The 22,579-nt window shown below is 41.7% G+C and carries 7 protein-coding genes; 5 read left to right on the top strand and 2 right to left on the bottom strand.

Translation table 11 applies throughout. The features are described 5' to 3' along the window. Window positions 1-132 precede the first annotated feature (132 nt). The 4 genes from DVR12_RS19350 to DVR12_RS19335 all read left to right on the top strand — a co-directional run bounded on the left by DVR12_RS19350 (window position 133) and on the right by DVR12_RS19335 (window position 5,011). On the top strand, window positions 133-2,763 hold the full coding sequence (locus DVR12_RS19350; RefSeq protein WP_116977435.1) for an alpha/beta hydrolase family protein: 2,631 nt from the start codon (window positions 133-135) through the stop codon (window positions 2,761-2,763). 90 nt (window positions 2,764-2,853) lie between these two features. After that, on the top strand, window positions 2,854-3,462 hold the full coding sequence (locus tag DVR12_RS19345; RefSeq protein WP_116977434.1) for a hypothetical protein: 609 nt from the start codon (window positions 2,854-2,856) through the stop codon (window positions 3,460-3,462). 301 nt (window positions 3,463-3,763) lie between these two features. Further along, window positions 3,764-4,222 (top strand): hypothetical protein, encoded by a 459-nt coding sequence (locus DVR12_RS19340; protein WP_116977433.1) that lies wholly within the window; start codon window positions 3,764-3,766, stop codon window positions 4,220-4,222. A 105-nt stretch (window positions 4,223-4,327) separates the two neighbouring features. Continuing rightward, window positions 4,328-5,011 carry a DUF92 domain-containing protein gene (locus tag DVR12_RS19335; protein WP_116977432.1) on the top strand — a complete coding sequence of 228 codons (684 nt, stop codon included), beginning with the start codon at window positions 4,328-4,330 and terminating at the stop codon, window positions 5,009-5,011. A 57-nt stretch (window positions 5,012-5,068) separates the two neighbouring features. Here DVR12_RS19335 and DVR12_RS19330 read toward each other — a convergent pair whose 3' ends face one another. Together DVR12_RS19330 and DVR12_RS19325 are read right to left on the bottom strand one after the other, a co-directional pair. Continuing rightward, entirely contained in the window at window positions 5,069-6,388 is a 1,320-nt protein-coding gene (locus tag DVR12_RS19330; RefSeq protein WP_158563308.1) for a RagB/SusD family nutrient uptake outer membrane protein, read from the bottom strand. 11 nt (window positions 6,389-6,399) lie between these two features. Then, the gene (locus DVR12_RS19325) at window positions 6,400-9,327 is read right to left on the bottom strand and encodes a SusC/RagA family TonB-linked outer membrane protein (protein WP_116977430.1); all 2,928 of its coding nucleotides are present in this window, start codon (window positions 9,325-9,327) and stop codon (window positions 6,400-6,402) included. Window positions 9,328-10,051: 724 nt separating this feature from the next. Between DVR12_RS19325 and DVR12_RS19320 the strand changes: the two genes are divergently transcribed. Continuing rightward, window positions 10,052-22,552: a DUF7927 domain-containing protein gene (locus DVR12_RS19320; protein WP_116977429.1), complete on the top strand. Its 12,501-nt coding sequence runs from the start codon at window positions 10,052-10,054 to the stop codon at window positions 22,550-22,552. Window positions 22,553-22,579 lie beyond the last annotated feature (27 nt).

Genomic DNA, 22,579 nt, shown 5'->3' with positions numbered 1-22,579 from the left:
ACCACCACTAAGTATAAATCCTGTATCCTATGAAATCTTTCATGTAAAAGCTTTCTCAACTGTCGTGCCGCTGCATCTCCATTGTTTACATTACAGTAGCTGAAGTATTTCCTATGTCAAAATTCCACTGTAATGAATAAATTTATCCTCTTACTATTGAATATTGTTTTGGTTTCACTGCCTGCCTATTCCCAAAAGAAAATAATAGATACAACAGCGTATGCCAACTGGAGTGAAATCCGTTATCCTTCTCTGACTGCCGATGGTAAATATATTTCCTATACGCTGATGAACAGAGATTTAAACAGACGTGTATTGCACCTGATGTCGGCAGATGGAAAATGGAACAAAACTATTCCTGATCAATATTATGGAGAAATGGTAGCCGACGAAAAATATTGTTTGATTAAGAGTTCGGATACTTTGCATTTAATAAAATTAGGTACTGATAAAACCCTCTCTATAAAGGTATCCTCCTATGGTATGTCAGATGATCAGGCGCGGAATGTATTATATTTTCAGAGTAGCGGCAATAATGATTTGTTTATCAGGAATATTACTTCTGAAGAGAACCGGGAGATAAAAGACCTGGGAGTTGTTGATAGTTATTATTTCTTTCCTAAGGTGAAATCATTGCTCGTAAAAGTAAAAGATTCTTTACAATTCGATTTGAAACTGATAGACCTAACAACTCTTAAAGTAAGGGAAATTTCCAAATCGCAGGATCTTAGGGTTATTACTCCTGATACCATAAATAGTCAGTTTACTTTTACCATAGGCGATCATACCACAGACCTCTGGCATTATAACATTGCAGAGAATAAATCTACTCATTTGTTTAGGTCAACAACCGAGCTGATTTATCCGATGAGATTTAGTGAAGATGGCAACCGTTTATTTTTTCTGCAATCAAAACTCGATAGTACCAGGAGCGAAAGTCTGGCAGATCTGAATATCTGGTCCTATAGAGATGCACCAGGGATGTATGATCCGATAATGAGTTTTGGGAATGATCTTTATTCTGTTTTCTCTTTTAAGGATAAAAGTATTGTGCACCTGCAGCATGGAAAAAGCAGGATCGATTTACTTAGCGGCAACGGCGATAGATATGCTATTGAAATTAGAGATTCGCTATTGGATGGAAGTAGGTTTACTCCGAAATCGAGTTTAATATCCTCTGTCGATGGCCGGGTTATGAAAGAGTTTGGCCCCTATGTTTTTTCAGCTCCTGACGGTAAATTTCTGGTATATGTAAATGGGAAAGATTATTTCGCCTATGAAATTGCTACCGGAACCACAACAAATCTTACAGCTCATCTAAATAATACCTGGATAAAAACTGAAGATGGAGATTATGATTTTGCCAACCTTACAGCAGGTGTTGTGGCCTGGGGAAAAGATGACCATTCTGTATACATCGCGGATGAATTTGATCTATGGAAATTTGATCTTACTGGTGAAACCAGCGCCAAATGCCTGACTGCTGAATATGGCAGAAAAAATAAAATTGCTTTTACAATTATAGGTGTTAATCAAACAAAACCAATGTTTAATCAGCTGATTATAGATGCTGATAAGAAAATAGTTTTGGTGGCATTTAATAAAGTTACTAAACAGAATGGCTTTTATTATATTAAAAACAGCAAGGCAACAGGAGATCCGGTTAAATTGATTATGAAAGATGGAACCTATTGGATTTCATCTCTGGCATTAAGTTTTCCTGGACTTACCAGTAATTCATTTAAGCCGGTTAAAGCTGCCAATTCGGACCTTTACCTTCTGGAATATTCGACAGCTACAGAATTTCCCAATCTTTTTCTTACGAAAGACTTTAATAAATTTACACAACTTACCAATTTGCATCCCGAGAAGGAATATAACTGGTTTACCACTGAATTGGTTAATTGGCAGGTGCCGGGAGGAAGAATGCTACAGGGAGTTTTATATAAGCCTGAAAATTTTGATTCAACCCGCCAGTATCCGATCATTTTTTATCATTACAGGAAGGCATCGGCTAACTTAAATGCCTATATGATTCCCAGACAGTATCCCGGATGCGTGATCGATATTCCTACTTATGTTAGCAATGGTTACCTGGTATTTACTCCGGATATTTATTTCACAAAAGGAGAAACCGGAAAGAGTGCTTTGGATGCATTAACGTCTGCCGCTGATGAATTAGTTAAGCGGCCGTATATCGATGAGAGGCGTTTGGGTGTTCAGGGTTGTAGTTTTAGTGGATTTACTACCAACTATATAGTTACACATACCGGCAGATTTGCGGCTGCGGCTTCGGCATCCGGACTGGCCGATTTTGTGAGTGGTTATAATAGCATCAACGGAGGAGCTATAAAACAGGAGCAATTTGAAGATGGAGGTCCTTATCAGATGGGAAGCAAGCTATGGGAAAATCCACAGGCTTATATTCGTAATTCGCCGGTTTTTAATGTTCCTGATTTAACAACACCTTTATTACTGATGCATACCACCAAAGACTTTACGGTTCCGTTTTCCAATGCCATGGAGTTTTATCTGGCTGCCAAGCGCCTGGGTAAAAAAGTTTGGCTGCTCGAGTATGGTAACAACAGCAGTCATATTGTAACAGGGAAGGAAGGTGATGATTTTAATATCAGGATGATGCAGTTTTTTAATTATTACCTGCGAAACGAAAATCCTCCGAGATGGCTGACAGAAGGCCGCCTGCCAAAAAATAAAAATACAGACGCAGCATTTGATTTAGATAATTCGGGCCGAATTCCATGAGCCTTTTAACATATTGTTGTAAACCCCTTTTTCTGGTCAGTTGTTATTGGTATGAGCATGAAATTTTGTGAATGTAAAAATACGCTGACTATGAAAAAACTAATGATTTCGATGGCTCTTATATTGGCTGTGTTGGCAACGAATGCCCAAACTGATCCGCCGATGGCAAATTCGAAAATGAAGAGCAAAGAAGGAAAGATGAAGAGTAAAGAAGTACGAAAAGACCGTCGCGAACAAAGGAGATATTTACGTGAGCTAAATGGAACTGATGTAAGCGAACAGTCTAAACTTCAATTTATAAGTGACTTCGGAGATAAGCCAGATGTTGTATGGTCGCACGATGTATACTTCGACAAAGCAACCTTTACTAATTCAAAGGGAACAAGAACATCCGCGTTCTATGACTATGACGGACAATTGGTGGGTACTTCCACTCCAGTCAGCTTCAATGATCTGCCAGCCAATGCCAAAGATTATATTATGAGGCATTATTCGAACTATGAAGATGCACCAGTTATCTTCTACGATGATAATGAATTGAATGAAGATGACATGATTATGTATGGTGTTCAATTCGAAAGTTCAGATAATTATTTTATTGAAGTAACAGATAAGAAAAACAAACGGGTTGTTCTACAGGTTTCTCCTGAAGGTGAAGTAACTTATTTCACCGACGTAAACAACAACACGATTAGATAAAGAGCGAATTAAATAATTAAAAACGTCTGAAAGTAGGGTCTTTCAGACGTTTTTTATGTAGATAAAATTCTTAAGTTATAAATTATCGGATACATAATTAATTATACAATCTATTTAAATGACGTTAAAATTGCAGCTTGCTAACTGCAGCTCATCGGATGAAATGCTTATTTGACAGAGGTTTGAAAGGTTGAGAAAAATCAACCTGGCAAAAAGACAAGCTTAACTGGTGGTTAGAATATGGAAAGTTTGGATCTTTGAATCGCAAAACAAATTCAATTCATCTAAATTTCGAAGTACTATGAAAAAGTTGATGAAAGGTCTTTTGATGGTAGGATTGGGAATCGGTTTATTTGCATTGGCCCCATTATCTTCTAAAGCACAGGATCAGGATTATGACTATGCTATGAAGCAAAAAAATAAAGAGCATCGTCACCGTGAAGTGCGAAAAGAAAAAAGGTGGGTAGCTGAAATGCCTAACATGAATTATAGTTATTATTATTATGATTATAATGCCAATCCTGAATACTATCGCTATCGTTATCAGTATATGTGGCCTATGCCATCCTTACCGGTAACCAATAACTATGTGCCAGCAGATGTAGTATCTAATATCCGGAATACTTTTGGAGCCAGTCTGTACTCCATTACAACCATGACTTGTTCCAACGGACAAACATGTTACAGTGTTGATGTCATGAGAAACGGAATGATTGAGGAAGTTACAGTAGACGGTTCTGGATCCACAGTAATGCCGTAACAGTTTCTAAAAAGTAGAAACCCAGAGCAGAGGATTGTAATGCTTGCCACAATCCTTTGCTCTTTTTTTATGGAAGATATTTGATAGCTTTACGCCCCTATGCAAATGTCTGTAACCAATATTTTATGCCTCCTGCTGATTATAATCGGCGTATTCCTGTCTGTTAAAACCGGTAAACTCTCTTTACGGGCAGCGCTGTCCGGCGGTTTAATCGGATTGTTATTACTTTTAGGTGCCGGAGTTGGTGGGGTAGTGCTTTTGGGTGTCTTTTTCGTTCTGGGTGTTCTGGCTACTTCTCATCAGAAAGAACAAAAGAACACTGTCTCTGAAGAACGTACTCCGCAACAGGTATTGGCAAATGGGGGAGTAGCCGGCCTAATGGGTGCCCTGGCCTGGTTACATTCTCATAACCCCTCAACTTATATTCTGATGATGGCGGCGAGCCTTGCAGCCGCTACAGCCGATACGCTCTCTTCTGAATTAGGAATGGTTTACGGAAAGCGCACATTCAACATTTTAACCTTCAAAAATGAGCCTAAGGGTCTCGATGGGGTTATTAGTATCGAAGGCACTATAATAGGGGTAATTGGGGCTGTAATTATCGCGTTGGTATATGGTGCGTTCTATGGCTTTGGAGCAAATTGCTATATCATTGTGTTGGCCGGCTTCTTCGGGAATATAGTAGATTCTGTTTTAGGCGCTACTTTAGAGCGTAAAGGATATATCACAAATGATATGGTTAACCTGGGTAATACTCTGGCGGCGGCTTTGCTGGCCGGCTGGTTATAAAAAAACAGGAGAGCCGGAGCCCTCCTGAAAATCTGAAATATCACCATCATGATTAAACTACTTGGTTGTTTCCTGATTAGGAATAGGTAGCTGTTTCCAAACCTGATCTCCTTGTCTGTCGAGTGGTAGTTGATTCAGTCTGTTATATCTACGCATATCAATCCATCTGTGTCCTTCTCCAAACAGGGAGTATCTTCTTTGCTTCAGCATTTCATTGATTAAACCATCTTTTGTGGTTTCTGGCGTAGGGGCCAGGCCATGAATTTGACGAATATTATCTAAGATATCCTTTGCAGTAGCCAGATCATTATTCTGAATACTTGCTTCAGCTTTTATCAGCGCGAGTTCTTCATTTCTGATAATATAAACCGGTGATACATCTGCAGGATAGATATTTACATCCTGGTTGGAGGTAAGACCACCAGCTGATAAAGCTTTATTACGGGCAGCTACTTTCGAGCCACGATCATCGCCAGCTTCCATTTCCGGAAGGTATTTTGCCTGTACTATTCTCGCTTCATTTTCGCCATTCAGTAATGACTTCATATCATTTAACAGATCACCATTAGAGGCCGAAAAAATATGTTTTGCACCAACATATAAATTATTATTGGTTAGAGGCAGATTTACAAAGGATTCAGAAATATTCTGAAGGGCATCTGTCCATTTTTCCCTGTAAAGTGCTACACGGGCGGCCAACGCACGGTTAAATTTTCTAAAACCTTCGGCATCATCAAGTCCTGCGAAGCCAGAAGATAAAGTATACAGAACGGTTGCATTTTTTAATGCAGTTGCTCCTTCGTCCAATAACCCGGCAATAGCTGTCAGTGCTTCATCTTTAGTAACAAAAGGGCCTAGCTTTTTAGGATCTGCAACATCTACCCGTATCCCATTTTCATAAACATTATTCAGGTTTAACAGCAGCTGGTAGGCCATAATTGTTTTGGCAAACCCGATGTAACCATTTCGTTCATTATCATTTTTCAGGAATGTACAATTCTGAACTGCCTGTAAAAGTATGTTACAGTTTTTTACAACGTTGTAGCGCGACAGCCATGAATTACCTGCATAAAAGGTACTGGAGCCTAATGAAAAATCCTTATCTCCGGCAAGTTCCTGTACATAGCGGGGTTCTGATGTATTAATATAATAATATTCACGCCCGATGATGCTTACTATATCTGTATATAGTGGAAGTTCAACCCGCATCGCTGATTCACTACCTGTTACCAGGTTATTTAATTCACCAATGCTTGGATTTTTAATAATTGCCTCAATTGTTGGGGCATTGGGATTGAGTATAGGTTCATTTTTACAACCTGTTAAACCCAACGTTATTGCAGATAGTAGATATATTGATTTAATTACTTTTTTCATGAATATCATTTTTATAGATCAACAGAGAGGTGGAACTGCATGCGCTTAGATGATGGATATGGAGCTAGGTCTATACCTGAAGCGAAACCAGCACCAAAGTTGGAGGCTTCAGGATCATAGGAGAAGTATTTAGTCCATGTAAACCAATTGTTCAGCGACATTCCCAGGCGAAGACCCTGTATTGTTTTGGATTTTAATGGTACTTTATAATAAAGCCCGATTTCACGGATACGGATGTAGCTGGCATCCTGTACATAAGAACCGGCTCTGCTACTACTTAATCTGGCCTGTCCTTTTGCGACTCCTTTCTCATTTTTTTCGTCCCAGTCTGGTGTCAGTCGGCCTAAGTCCATAACGTTTTGGGTCAGGTTTACGTTATCACCACCTTTTTTCCAGTGTAGTAAGGCCCGTAAGCTGAAGTTTTTCAGGAAATTCACTTCATTGAAGAAGCTCAGTTGGAAGTCTGGTTCTAAATCGCCGACAATGAGCCAGTTTCCAGTACTGCTCTGGGTTGCAATTTGTGTAATTGGTCGGCCATTCTGAATGTAGAAAGAGCCATAGGAACCTCCGAAATCTTCTCCCTGATCAAAGTCAGGAACCGACATTTGAGTTACTTTAGAACGGTTTTTCCACCAGTTGAGCGTTGTATTCCATCTTACTTTTTCATTATTAACCGGAGTAGCTCTCAATCCGAGTTCCACACCACGGTTACGAAGAGTGGCAGCATTGGTCCAGTTAGTGGTATAACCCGTCGACATTGGAATTCTGTTAGCCATCAACATATCCTTAATTACCTTATTGTAAATGGTTGCTTCCAGGCTTACTTTACCATCAAAGAAGCTAACATCTATGCCTCCTTCCAATTCTGTCTGACGTTCTGGATTAATATTCGGATCTCCGGCTCCGATAGATACCTTTGAACCCGGAAGGCCACCGATATTATGGCTGTTTAAGACGGTAAACCGACTGTTAAATGTCGGAAAGCCGCTACTTTCGCCATATGCAACACGCAGCTTCAGGTCATTCAGCACTGCGCTGTTATTATGTAGCATTTTAGTGAGGTTCCACGACATATTTGCTTTAGGATAGATGTTGTATTTCTTGTAGTCACCGTTGTTGGTAGATTTATCGAATCTTACTCCGGCAGTGAAGTTTAAGAAATCGCGGAAGGCAAATTCTTCCTGGGCAAAAATACCATCGTTTCTGAAAGCGTATCTGGTTTGCTGTACGGAAACAGAACCTGCCTGGCTTTCACTGGTCTGGGTACCAATCAGTTTGGCAGCTATGTTCATGATGTTATCAAACGATCCGTATTCATGTGTCAGACCTCCTGTGGTAACAAAGGTCAGATTGGAATTTGGTGTTAAGGTATTGATCAGAAAACCAGCCCAGCTTGTGTTGATTTCAGAAGCATTTCCCTGTACGTTTCTACCGCCCGATTCTCTGTCTATTTCATAAGTCAGGTTAGCAGGGAAAAGTACCTGTCCTTTTTGATGATAGAAGTCAAGTCCGCCTCTTCCCACAACTTTAGTAATGGAAATGGGAGATTGTTGAATTATTGCATCAACGTTAGCTCCCGACACAAAACGGTTAATCTTTTCATTATTAACCATCAGCTCTATTATCTGTAGTGGGTTTGCTCCATGTACCGGATCAGGGAAGTTTCCTTTGTCATCGGGGCGGAAATCAACTGATGGAGAGGTAGTTAAAACGGTAAGCGGAATCGATACACCTGTATTATCGTTATTAGCCAAACTTCTGTCGGATGATGTATTGATATAACTATTAGTCCATGTAACATTAATCCTGTCATTTACTCTATGGCTAACATTCAGGCGTAAATTATTATTGGAGTATCCGGTGTTTCTGATAATTCCGGTTTCCTTACGCATACCTGCTCCAAAAAGGAAAGTTGTTTTATCGTTACCGCCACTAACATTAATATTGGTATTTCTTGAATGTCCTGTATTTCCATAAATTTCTTTCTCATAATCAATCAGCTTATTGGAATTTCTGGCATTTACATATTCTAATGAGTCCCAGCCGTTCTTAATTACGCGAATGTGTAATTCATCCGGAGTGTAGAGTGTCTTAATTCCCATGTAGCGTTGTATTTTGTTAATACCGGCATCCTGGGAAACGGATATCTTGGTTTTACCAGCCTTACCTCGCTTGGTGGTGATAAGTACCACACCGGCAGAAGCTTGCGAACCATAGATAGCAGATGCAGAAGCGCCTTTAAGGATTTCGATATTCTCAATATCCAGTGGATTAATATCTGCAATTCTGGAGGTAGCGTTGTCCTGAGTAGAAGTGATAGAGTTGTTACCGGTGGCATTGGTTATAGCGTTTAAACCGGTGCTGATAGCGCGGTTACTGATAGGTACTCCATCGATTACAAATAATGGTTGTATAGTACCATATACGGATGAAATACCACGCAGTTTCACGGAGATACCTCCACCTGGTGCACCCGAATTGGAAACAATGTTTGCACCGGTAATTTTACCGCTGAGTGCCACATCGAAGGTTTGCGCTGGTGCGGCTCCCGTAAGCTCTGTTGCCGATACCGTAGCAATGGCATTGGCGGCATTACTTCTTTTTACACTGGTAGCCAAACCTGTTACTACAATTTCATCGAGCTTGGCGATGTCTTCTTCCATTTTAATATTTAATGATTCCGAACCGGCAATTATATTCCGCGTTCTGTAACCAGTGAAATTGACAACCAGCGTAGATCCTTCAGGAGCCTGAATGCTGAATTGTCCGTCTACTGAGGTAACCGTGCCTTTCTTGGTTTTAAGAACCAGAATTGTGGCTCCGGGCAACGGATTACCTTTGTTGTCTGTAACCTTTCCGGTGTAGGTTTTAGTTTGTGTTTGAGCCGTTGTCACTAACGTAAACAAAACACATAATAACCCAAGTAGTAATTTTCTCATTTCTTAGCTTTTGAAAATTTGGAGTTTGTTGACAGGTGTATATTGAGTTGTATAGGCAGAATGATATTTGGTCGATATTTTTCCCCCGTAATTACCTGTAAAAGTAAGTGGCTGCCCTACATCAGTTATGTAAGCATGATCGAACTGTAAGTTTTCGTGTTTAGGATGCCTGTTTGGGTGATCTAAATGAGGCCATTTGCCGCTGATGCACCATCAGCAGTGGAGGAGGGGGTGTTGCTACTTGTTGTTTCAGGCTTTTCGTATACTCATTCAGTATGTTAATTAGTATAACTAATTATCAATCATATAAATTTTCTAAACTTTCTGACTTTTTTATTGTTGATAAATCCTGTTAGATACTTTGTCGTCGATGGATGTAGAAAAATCGATTTGTATCTCCCAATTTTTTTGATCGGCATTTGTGGCTGTAGTGTCTATATCTGGTTTGTACGTCTGTTTATGCAAGCAGCAATGTTGATCCTGACAGAATTTTAAAGATTATCTCAATTATAGTCTTGTCGCAAGATGCAGACGGCTATATTAATCCTGAAAGACTATAATAAAATATCTCAATTATAGCGATGTCGCGGTATGCAGACGGCTGTATTGATCCTGGAAAATTTAATAAAATACCTCAATGATAGTCATGTGGCAGTATGCAGATGGCTGTATTGATCCTCTGATGATAAACTGGTTAGCGCCAGATTGACTCAAATTTTATTTTATGTGGCTTAAGTCATCCATGTCCTCAATTACCGATTGTCTGGGATCCAGATTGATCTTATCACGTTTGTTAGATAGGAAAAAATCAATCTCCCGGAGATATATAGCATATATCACTATATTCCTTTCTGTATTTTTACCAGCCACAACAATTGCACAGTCCTGTACTGGCTCTTTAGGAGATCCAATATTTAAGGAAACATTCGGTAACGCCGGAACTACGGTAAGGCCTACCCTGGGCCCACCACTGGCCGCCGGAACTACTACTTATACTTATTATAGCCCGGCTACCGTAAGTCGACCAGTTGGTCCTTATCCTGGTCAGTATACCATTAGTAATACAACCAGGGGTTACAATAACACTTATTTTGTTGATAGACCAGATCACACCACCGGTGATTTTACCGGTTACTGTATGGTGGTAGATGCAAATGCTACACCCGATCAGTTTTATCAGCGTACTATAACCGGATTATGTGCAGGAACGACTTTTGAGTTTTCTGCATGGATCATGAATATAAATCCTCAGAGCGGAGTATCCAAACCTAGCCTGAGATTTGATATTATGGATGCCAACGATCCTAATGGAACCCCGTTGGCCAGTGTATCTACCGGACAGGTAAGTTATCAGTCGCCCGGTACCTGGGTACGCCAGGCTGGCGTTTTCAGAATGCCTTCTACTACCAGTTCAGTGATCCTCAAAATATTCAGTAATACACCCAGCAGCAATGGTAATGACCTGGCACTGGACGATATAGCTTTTGCAGCATGTGGCCCGCCAATTACTTTCACTCAGGGATCTGGCCCAGTATGTAAAGGTGGCACTGCTACATTAGATGTAAGCCTGCCGGCAGGAAGCTATTCTTCCTACTTCTTCCAGTTACAGAGAAGATTGCTGGGAGCAACCGACTGGACAGATGTAGGTAGCGTTGTTAATAATGGTGGTAACAATCAACATACTTTTTCGGTTCCTAATGCCGTAGGAGGTTATGAATATAGGGTAGTGGCAGCTGGTGGAACAACAGAAATCAGTAACGTTAACTGCCGCGTTACTTCTTCGCCTATAGAATTAAAAGTAATAGACTTCACTGTAAGTATAAGTGGAAATCAACCTATCTGTTATAATACGAGCACCCAGCTTTCGGCAACTATTAACGCGGTAGGATCCGGAACTCCATCAACTGGTATTACTTATCAGTGGGAAACCAGTGCTAATGGAACCAGTGGATGGACAGTGGTTGCAGGCCAGACGGGTGCCACATTAAATACGGGGGCATTAACTGCAAATACATATTATCGTGTTACCGCCACCGTAAATGGATGCTCCGGAAATGGTGCTTCCCAATCCTTCCTGGTAAATGTTAATCCTAATATTTCAGCCACTCTGGGTACTGTAAATAGTATTTGTGAAGGAACTACTGTATTCTCTTTACCTTATACTATTACATCCGGAAGCCCGAACAGGTATTCCCTGACCAGTTCAGATATACCTGGCTTCATTAGTATTACCAATGGTACGCTGGGAGCTTCTCCAATAAGTGTAGTGATTCCTTCAGGAATTGCCCCTGGTACTTATCATTTTAATATCACCTTTAATAATAGTAGTAGTAATTGTTCTTCTGTCACTTATCCGTTTACACTTAATATTGATGGAAAACCTTCAACTTCTGTTGCAGGTCCAAATCAAAATTTATGTGGTGCAACGTCAACTATCCTTGCCGCCAATACTCCTGCAGTAGGTACGGGTACCTGGATGCAGGTAAGCGGCCCTACAACCGCCAGCTTTGCAAACAGCAATGATCCGGCAACTACAGTAAGTGGACTACAGCCAGGGAACTATGTTTTCAGATGGGTTATTGCAAATGGAAGTTGCGCATCTTCTTCCAGTACAGTAGGCATAACCATTACGGCTCCTCCAACTACTGCCAACGCAGGACCCGATCAAACCCAATACAATACTGGTATATTTATAGTGAATGCTAATGCACCAACTGTAGGTGCAGGTACCTGGACGGTTGTTAGCGGTACTGCATTCATTGCGAATCCTGATCATAATAATACAGCTGTCACACTTTCACCTAATACCAGTGCAACACTGGTGTGGACAATTGAAAATGATTTTTGTCCGCCTAGCAGAGATACAATTGTATTAACCTACATTTCGCTGGCAGATATTCAGATCGAGAAAACAATATTGGAACAGGGCCCTTATATTTCAGGGCAGGATTTCATCTATCGTATTGTTGTTGTAAATGCAGGCCCAAGTAATGCTACCAATGTAAGAATTACAGATCCGTTACCTGCAGGCTTCATTGCAAGTGGTGCTGCTACAGTGAATATTACAGGTGGTGCACAGGTAGTTCAAAATAATTCAACATTAACCAATGTTGATGTTGTTGCAAATATTCCTACAAATAATGGAAGCTCTGTTATTATTACAATAAGTGGTAAGATCTCCCCTTCCTTTGAAGGTGATCTTACCAATACAGCAACCGCTGTATCGCCTGATGTGCCAGATCCTAATGGTGCAACCAGTACAATAACAGTATCACCGGTTCGTAAACCGTTCTTCCAGGCAATTAAGTCTGCACCTTCTTCCACCATAGCCGGCAGCAATATTTCCTTTAATCTGGTTGTCAATAACACCGGATTAAGTGATGCCGTTAATACCCTGATCTCAGATCAGGTGTCCGGTAAGCTGACAAATGTTAGCTGGACGGCTACCGCAACAGGTAAACTCACTATTCTTTCCGGCAATACAGGAACCGGAAATTTAGTGCAGGTTCGTGCAAATATGCCTGGTGGAGATACCGGTAAAGTATATATCAAAATTACCGGAACAGTAAAGTCTGATGCAACAGGAAACATAGATAATGTTGCCAATATTACTCCTACAGAAGTAACTGTAAATCCTTCAACTTCTAATACTACCCATACATTAATTACCAGTTCTCCGGGGCTGATCATCGATAAAAGCCATACTGGAGGCCCGGTAGTTATTGCCGGTCAACCCATCAATTACGTGCTGACATTGATGAACAACGGCCCAAGTAATTCGGTGAATTCTGTAATAACGGATACATTACCAGCTGCTATTCAGAATGCAACATGGACCGCCACCGCACAAGGTGCAGCTGTGATAACCTCCGGTCAGACTGGTAGCGGTAGTATTATCAGAGTAGTTGGAAGCGTACCAGCGGGTAGTTCAAATAACATCATTGTTAATATTACAGGAACTGTTAATCCTGGTTTTAGTGGTACTATTACCAACCTTGCAACGGCTACACCTTCAGAACCAGGTATACCTCCGGTAACGGATATTGATGTAGCAACTGTTCAGAAATCTCTGGCACTAACAGCAGTGAAGAGTGGTCCGGCAACTGCAGTAGCCGGGGAGTCTATCACCTACACGCTGGATGTTGGAAATAATGGTCCATCAAACAGCACAGCTACGTTGATCAGTGATAATGTGCCAGTATCCATTACAAATGTAATCTGGACGGCCTCCATTGTTAGCGGCACCGGCACTATTACTAACGGTGGAACAGGATCTGGAAATGCAGTGCAGGTAACTGCCAACCTGAATGCTGGTAGTTTGTGCAGGATTATTATCAAGGGTACTATCAGGCCATCTGCTGTAAATCCTATACAAAATAGTGCAGTTGTTACACCTTCCGAATTAAATATCCCTGTTGTTAACTCCAATGTTGTAACCACAACGTTGAGTCAGCAGGCCAGTTTAAATATCACAAAAACAGGTCCTGATACTGCCAGTGCAGGTTCCCGTATTGCCTACACGGTTATTGTAACCAACAATGGCCCTAGTAATGCCACAGGTATTACAATATCTGATATTGTTCCTTCAACGCTTCAGAATGTTATCTGGAGTGCAGTTGGCAACGGTAATGCAACAATTACCAGTTCAAGGAATGGTACTGGTAATAATATAAATCTGAAAGGTGATATTGAAGCGGGTACTGGAAATAATATTACGATCACCATACAGGGAACTGTTGATCCGGCATTTAATGGAAAGATTACCAATACAGCTATTGTTGCCCCATTACCGGGTACAGGAACTACCGATAGCGCCACAAAAATTACAACTGTAAACAGGCTGCCTCAATTGGCAATTACAAAATCGGCCAGCAATATAGTAGGCGCCGGAACCAATATTACTTATACCATTACTGTATCCAATATCAGTAATGCAAATGCAAATAATCTTAAAATTACAGATGCAGTTCCTGCTGAATTGATGAATGTAACCTGGATGGCTGTTGCTGCTGGTAATGCTACTATTTCCGGAACAAATAGCGGTACCGGAAATAATATAAGCCTTACTGGTTCTATACCTGCAGGATCTGCCAATACAATTACCGTAACCGTAACAGGTACCACTCCGTCATCTCTGGAGGGAAGTATTACCAATACAGCTACTGCAACTCCATCAGAACCGGTACCTCCGGTAAGTGCTACCAAAGTAGTGAGAGTAAGGAGAATTCCTAATTTAACTATCTCCAAATCCGGTCCTTCTACTGCGGCAGCTGGATCTCAGATTACCTACAAGATTATTGTAACCAATATAAGTGCTGCTGATGCACAGGAACTGACAATCAATGATCAGGTGCCATCACAGGTACAACAGGTAACCTGGTCGGCAGTTGGTACTAATGGAGCCAATATAATAAGAGGGGCTAATGGCACAGGTAATAATGTAGATCTTAGCGCCGATATTCCAGGTGGTAAAACTGCCACTGTCACTATTACTGTTACCGGTATTATTGATCCTACATTTAGCGGTACATTCCAGAATGGCGCTACTTACCAGCCAATAGAACCTGGCGCTACTCCTGGATCTGCTACTCCGGTGGTTACTACGGTTACCAAACAAACAGCGCTGCGAATCTCCAAATCAGGTCCGACTACCGCTAATTCCGGAAATAATGTTACATATACCATCTTGGTTTCTAACCAGGGTCCTTCAAGTGCTGCAAATGCAGTTATTACAGATCAGGTGCCTGCCCTTTTAAATAATGTTAGCTGGCAGGCAGTTGGCAGTGGTGGAGCAGTGGTTGATAATGGTGCTACCGGAACAGGAAATGCATTAAGGGTAACTGCAGATATTCCGGTGAAGGGATTGGTAACAATTACAGTAATTGGTACTATTCCTCCAGACGCTGGTGCTCAAACTATCAGCAACTTTGCGATCGGTACTCCTTCAGAATCCGGAAATCCTCCGGTGAACTCTGATACTGTTGTAACTACAATTTCGAGCAAACCCGGATTGCTGATTACTAAAGTGGGAACTCAGGAATTAAGAGCAGGAGAACCTGTGATATACGGAATTAAAGTAGTGAATGTTGGTCCTAGCAATGCAATAGGAACAGTGATTACAGATGCTATTCCGGCTGCGGTGTTAAATGCCAGCTGGTTAGCCATCGGTGGCGGTTCTACAATTATTCAGTCTGGCGCTTCTGGTTCCGGTAATCAGGTAAGAGTAGTTGCCGATATTCCGGTTGGGGAACAAAATGCAGTAACAATCCTGATCAATGGTACCCTGAAAGGAGATTATAGCGGAACACTTGAAAATACAGCAGTAGCTACACCAGCAGAACCTGGTGTACCGCCGGTTAGTTCGCATGTAACAGCAACTGTGACAAGGGAAGTGAAGTTGCAGATCAGTAAATCTGGTCCGGCTGAAGCCCCTGCTGGTAGCGGTCTGCGTTATGATATTGATATCACTAATGCTGGCCCGAGTGACGCTACCAATATTACAATCAAAGACAATCTGCCTGCCGGATTGCTAAATGCTACATGGACAGCCACTGGCGTGAATGGCGCAACTATTACCAGTGGTAATACCGGAACTGGTAATATCCTTCTCACCGGTAATATTCCTAATACTCCATTATCATCTATTCATATAACCGTTATTGGATTGGTAGATCCGGTGTATCCTAATCCAACTATGACTAATACAGCTATTGTTGTAAATGACCCTGCTGTATTTGTAAATTCAGATACATCTACTGTTATTACTACGATTTCCAGATTGGCGAATCTGAGATTAACCAAGAGCGGTCCGGCAAACAGGGCTGCTGGTGAATCTATCCAATATGTACTGAGAGTGGAAAATAATGGTCCGTCTACTGCTGTAGGTGCCATTGTAAGAGATATACTACCGGCAAATATTCTAAATGCAACATGGACCACCACCACGATAGGAAATGTAACCAACATTTCTCCGACTTCAGGAAATGGTAATGTAAATCTGACTGCCGATATACCGGCCGATTCAAATACCTATTTATTGGTAACAATCACTGGTATCGTTAGTCCGGCGGTTACAAATAATACAACCATTACCAATACCGGAGTAGTATCATTACCGCCTGGAACGATTGTGGATCCATATCCTGCGGATAACAGCAGCTCAGTTACTACGGTAATAGACAATGATCCTGTAATCAGGATTTCCAAGAGCGGACCTAATATTGCAAATATTAATGATAGTCTTGTTTACCGTATCACTGTAACAAATGGTGGCTCAGGTAACATTACCGGTGCATTGATTCAAGACCTTGTTCCTGCAGCCATAGATGTAACCCGTTGGGATGCCAGCGGATTAGGTGCAGCTACAGTTACGGGAGCTACTTCAGGAACTAACAATACTATTCAAACAACGGGCGATATTCCGGTAGGAGCAGGTAATGCAATCTTCATCCTGATTCAAGGCAGAGTTAAATCAACTGCCGGAACTACTGTTACTAATACTGCTACTGTAACTGCTGGTGGTAATAAGGAAAGTTCTATCACTACTTTAATCAATAATGCAACAGAAGTAAGGTTGATAAAGAGTGGGCCACAAAATATTTTAGCAGGTGAGCCAATTAATTACACCATCCAGATATTTAATGATGGACCCAGAGATGCCAATCAGTTGCAGATTACGGATGTAATACCACCGGCTATAACCAATGTTAGCTGGAAAGCGGTTGTAACAGGAAATGGTTCTATACTGGATAGTATGGAGATCGATAGTTCAGGTAATATCGATTTACCAGCCAAGCTGGCAGCAGGCAGAAGTAATTTCATCACTATCACCATCTCCGGAATAGTGGATGGAAATTTCACAGCGGGTACTATTGTAAACACCGCTAATGTTAAAGTAACAGGCCTGGTTGATTATAACCCTGCTAATAATACCAGCACGGTTGAAACAGTAGTAGGCCGGTCTACCGGTGTGAAAATAAGAAAGAGCGGCCCTAAACAGGCAGTTGCCGGTAATGGAATCACCTATCGTATTGTTGTAACGAACGACGGACCATCAAATGCTTCCGGAATAAAGATTACAGACATAGTGCCGGCTGAAATACAAAATGTTAGCTGGAATGCCTCTGTACTCGGTGGCGCTTCCATAACAGGGCCATTCTCAGGAACTACCAATAATATTAATACCACAGCAAATATTCCTGCAGGTGTTGGAAATAGTGTAGTTATTACTGTAACAGGCACCTTAAATAACCAGTTCAACGGCATTATTCTAAATAGGGCTACTGCAAGTGGTACAGGTATCCCGGAAGTAAGCGACTCCGTATCTACACAGGTAGACGGTATTGCCGCTGTTGATATTCAGAAAAATGGTCCTGCTACCGTTACAGCAGGTGGACAGATCGTTTACACCATAACGGCTACCAATCAGGGCCCTGCATTTGCCAATAACCTAACAGTGACCGATACACTGGATAGCAGAATACAAGGAGTTACCTGGACAGCCAGCACATTAAACGGCGCAGTAATTAAAAGTGGTGGCAGCGGAAGCGGCAATCAACTGTCGCTTGTTGCAAGCATTCCTCCAACTAATAATGCAGCAGTAATTATTACAGTTACAGGAACAGTTGCTCCTGGTGCTACCGGTACATTAAGGAATACGGCTACACTGACTCCTGAGTTAACCGTTAACCCGCCAGTAGTTTCACCACCTGTAATCACTCAGATTTTGCAACAACCATTGCTGAAGATCGTTAAGAGCGGTCCGGTATCTCTGGGTGCAGGTGCATTAATTGAGTATGTATTGCAGGTAGATAATAATGGCGTAAGTAATGCAGTGAATAGTGTAATCACTGATCAGGTACCGGCTGTAATTAAAAATGCAAGCTGGAATGTGCAATCAGTAAGCGGAGGGGCAGTGATACATACAGGTAATACAGGCACTGGAAATACATTAAATATTTCAGCCGATATTCCTGCCGGTGCTGAAATACTGGTTGCAGTAAAAGGAACGATGGATTCGGCCTTTGAAGGAGCAATCAGAAATACTGCTACCATAACACCATCCGAACCTGGAGTAGCAGCCGATTCTAGTAGTGCCGTAACTACAGTGCTGCTCAAACCGGTATTGCAGGTTACTAAGAGTGGTCCTGCTGTGATCAGGTCAGGAGATAATATTACCTATACAATTGTTGCCAATAATGCTGGTCCTAGCCTGGCGCTGAATGCATTAATTCAGGATGTGGTGCCGGCACCGGTATCAAATGTGAAGTGGACGGCAGTTGCTTCTGGTAATGCCAAAATCAATGGCGCAACCAGTGGTAGTGGTAATATTATTGATGTAACCGGCGACCTTCCAACCGGCTCTAACGACCGGATAACAATTACTGTAAATGGTGTTGTATCTCCTGCGTTCCGTGATACACTGAAAAACTTTGCAGCTGCATATCCGTCCGAACCCAATGGAGTGGCAGATACTTCGGCCATTGTTGAAACAGTTGTAGTTCCACAACCAATCTTAAGTATTACTAAGAGTGGTCCGTCAACTATTATTGCTGGTCAGCAGATCATCTATAATATAACTGTAAGTAACCAGGGTATCAGTGATGCTGTTAATGCAGCAATTACTGATCTGGTACCTGCTCCTATTACTCAGGTTAGCTGGCAAACAACGGTTACCGGAACTGCAACTATCAATGGAAGCAGTAGCGGAGTTGGTAATAACATCAATATATCGGCTAATATACCAACGGGTGTTAATAATACAGTGATGATTACAGTTACAGGTTTAGTTCCTCGTAGTGCAACAGGTACTATTACCAATACAGCTGTAGTTACTCCTTCTGAACCGGGAGCAGGATCTTCCTCTTCATCTACGGCCGTTACAATTGCTACTCAATCAAATATCCAGATTCTGAAAGTAGGACCAACACTGATGTTCAGAGGTCAGGATGCTGAATATGAAATCGCATTGTTAAATCCTGGTCCAAGTGATGCTAAGAACGTGGTGATTACAGATCTGATACCTTCCGTACTTCAGAATGTAGTATGGACCACCCAGGTAGTAAAAAATACTGTAATTAAATCCGGCGCTACAGGCAATGGAAATAACCTGAATATTGTAGCCGATATTCCTGCCGATACAAGCGGATTAGTTATAAGGATTGATGGTATAGTAGATCTGAATGCCCCTGCCGGTTCTGTATTTAATACTGCTCATGCAAGTGTAAACGGAACAGATTATCCTTCAAGGGAAGTTGTAAGTACCGTGATCAGTACCGCAGATCTGAATATCGTAAAAACTGCTACTCCTCAGGTATATGTTGGTAGTAAGGTGATATATACACTTACTGCAAATAACACTGGTTTTGCCAATGCGAATAATGCAGTGATTAAAGACTCTATTCCGATTAGTATAGTTAATCCTACAGTAACAGTTTTACAAACCAATAACGGCGCGGGCAATGTACAGGCAACTATCGTAAATAATAAGCTCACGGCTACGTTAGGTAACTTCCCTGTAACTGGCCAGGTTGTATTGCAGATAACTGGTACAGCTACTGAAGTGGGTACAGTAACCAATACTGCTACAATTACCACTCCGCCAGATGTTACAGAAACCAATCTGCCAGATAATACCAGCTCCGCTTCTACGGTTGTGCTGCCAAAAATAGACCTCAACATCACCAAAACAATCAATCCGGTAAGCGGACCATATACAGTAGGTCAAAAGGTTACTTATACCTTGTCGGCCACTAATGCAGGCAATGCCGGAGTAAATCCTGTATTTATTACAGATACACTTCCTGCAGCTAATCTGTTGGGTGATCCAACTTATGTTGCTCCTCCAAGAGGCACTATTACCTTCGACAACAGTTCAAGAGTACTGCAATGGAACATTGGATTGCTGAATGCCGGCGAAACATTGAACTGGAGTTATGATGCAATCATCAAAGGAACCGGCAACATTAAAAACGTGGCTATAGTTACCGGACCTCCTGATGTAAGCAATCCTGATACTTCTACCAATGTAATCCAGGTTACCGGTACCGATCTTGCTATTACCAAAGCCGGACCAGATACCGTTTACACAGGTGCTAATATCACTTATACAGTAACGATAGATAACGACGGACCAGGGGCGGCAGATGGTGCCGTGGTTAAGGACACCTTATCTGCACAGTTGCTCAATCCGGTAATCAGTGTAACAGGTACCAGCAACGGTGCGGCCAATGTACAGACTTCTGTTACCGGCAATATTGCCACTGCAACTATAGGTACTTTCCCTGCTAACGGTAAAGTAGTGTTGCAGATTTCAGGAATCGCCGGACAACCAGGAGCAATTACCAATATAGCGGTTGTAAATACCCCGGCCGGAGTACCGGATACTGATAGTGCGAATAATCGTAGTCAAACTGTTAATACTATCATATTAGCTAAGAGTCAGCTTAATATTACCAAATCAGTAACACCGGATTCTGGGCCATATAAAGTAGGGCAACAGCTAACATATACTTTATCTGCATCCAATCTCGGACAGGCGTCCGCTCCGTCTGTTGTGGTTACAGATACGCTGCCTTCTGCTCAGTTACTTAGTGATCCTACTTATGGTGCACCACCAAAAGGCACTGTTACTTACAATAGCAGTACCAGGGTGCTGGTATGGAATATTGGAACTCTTGCTGCAGGTGAGAATGTAACCTGGAACTATAACACTGTGATCAAAGGTGCGGGCGAAATTCGCAATATTGCAATAGTAACCGGGCCTCCTGATACCACCAGGCCAGATACTTCTATAGTACCAATTATAGTAGCAAGTACAGATCTGTCGATTAGTAAAACCGGTCCTGCCCAGGTAGTGGTGAATGGTCAGGTTGTTTATCAGCTGACGATTAAAAACAATGGGCCTGATGCTGCTGATAATGCAGTGATGCTGGATACGATATCTGCAACGCTTACACGGCCTCAAATCACAGTAGTGCAAACTACCGGTGGTGCGGGTAATGTATCAACCAGTCTGACTGGTGAAGTAGTGAGAGCAGATATAGGCATCTTCCCGGCCGGAGCTACAGTCGTAATTGAAATAGAAGGTACTGCATCGCAGGTTGGCATTATCACCAATACTGCTGTTATTAATACTCCTGCCGGAGTTCCGGATCTGGATAGCTCCAATAACCGCAGCGCTACCATCATCACACAGGTAACTAATAAAACAACATTAAATATTACCAAGACGGTGAGTCCACCTACTGGTCCTTACGCTATAGGTCAGCAGGTCACTTATACATTAACGGTCAATAATCCGGGAACTACTGTCATAGACCCTGTTGTGGTAACGGATCAATTACCGGCTGCAACAGAACTGGGTGATCCGGTATTCAACGCTCCTGCAAAAGGCAGTGCAGTGTTTAATAGTGCAGATCGCAGGCTGATATGGACAGTAGGCGCCCTTAACGGTGGTGAAACAGCTACCTGGTCTTATACCACTGAAATTAAGGCTGCCGGTGCAATTAAGAATATAGCAGTAGTGGAAGGACCACCGGATATCAGTAACCCGGGTACTGATACTGTAATCATTAATACTGCCAAGTATGCAAATCTGAAGATTACCAAACAACTGACAACACCGTTGCCATTGAATGTAAATCAGGTGCTGCAGTTTGTAATTACAGTAGAAAATAATGGTCCGGATACGGCTACAGGTGTAGTGATGAAAGATCCGTTGGAAAATAAACTGCAACAGGCAACCAATATTGTTACGACTAAGGGAGTAGGAGTGTATGATATAAGTACACGGAGCATAATATGGACTATCCCGGATATGGCACCTGGTACTAAAGAAACACTAACGTTTAATGTGAAACTGATGTCGGGAGGTACACTTACCAATACAGCAACAGTTGCTGGTAATGAAATCGATCCTGACTTGTCAGACAATACAGTCACTATTACTCAGGAAATAACAGGTAGGGATATTGATATACCGAATACAATCACACCGGATGGAGATGGTAAGAATGATCACTTTGTAATACCGGGAATAGACAGATACCCTGGCTCTATTCTGGATATTTACAACAGATGGGGTAACCAGGTATACCACAGTAATAACTATGATAATACATGGGATGGACATGATCTGAATGAAGGAACATATTACTATATCCTCAGATTACGTACACCACAAGGTGAGAGAAAGTATAAGGGTTGGATCTTATTAATACGATAACTGTTTGTTACAGACATCCTAAATGGA

The sequence above is a fragment of the Chitinophaga silvatica genome (assembly GCF_003419895.1).
Taxonomy (GTDB): domain Bacteria; phylum Bacteroidota; class Bacteroidia; order Chitinophagales; family Chitinophagaceae; genus Chitinophaga; species Chitinophaga silvatica.
Note: the sequence above shows the minus strand (reverse complement) of the source record. Positions and strands in the feature narration are given on the sequence as shown.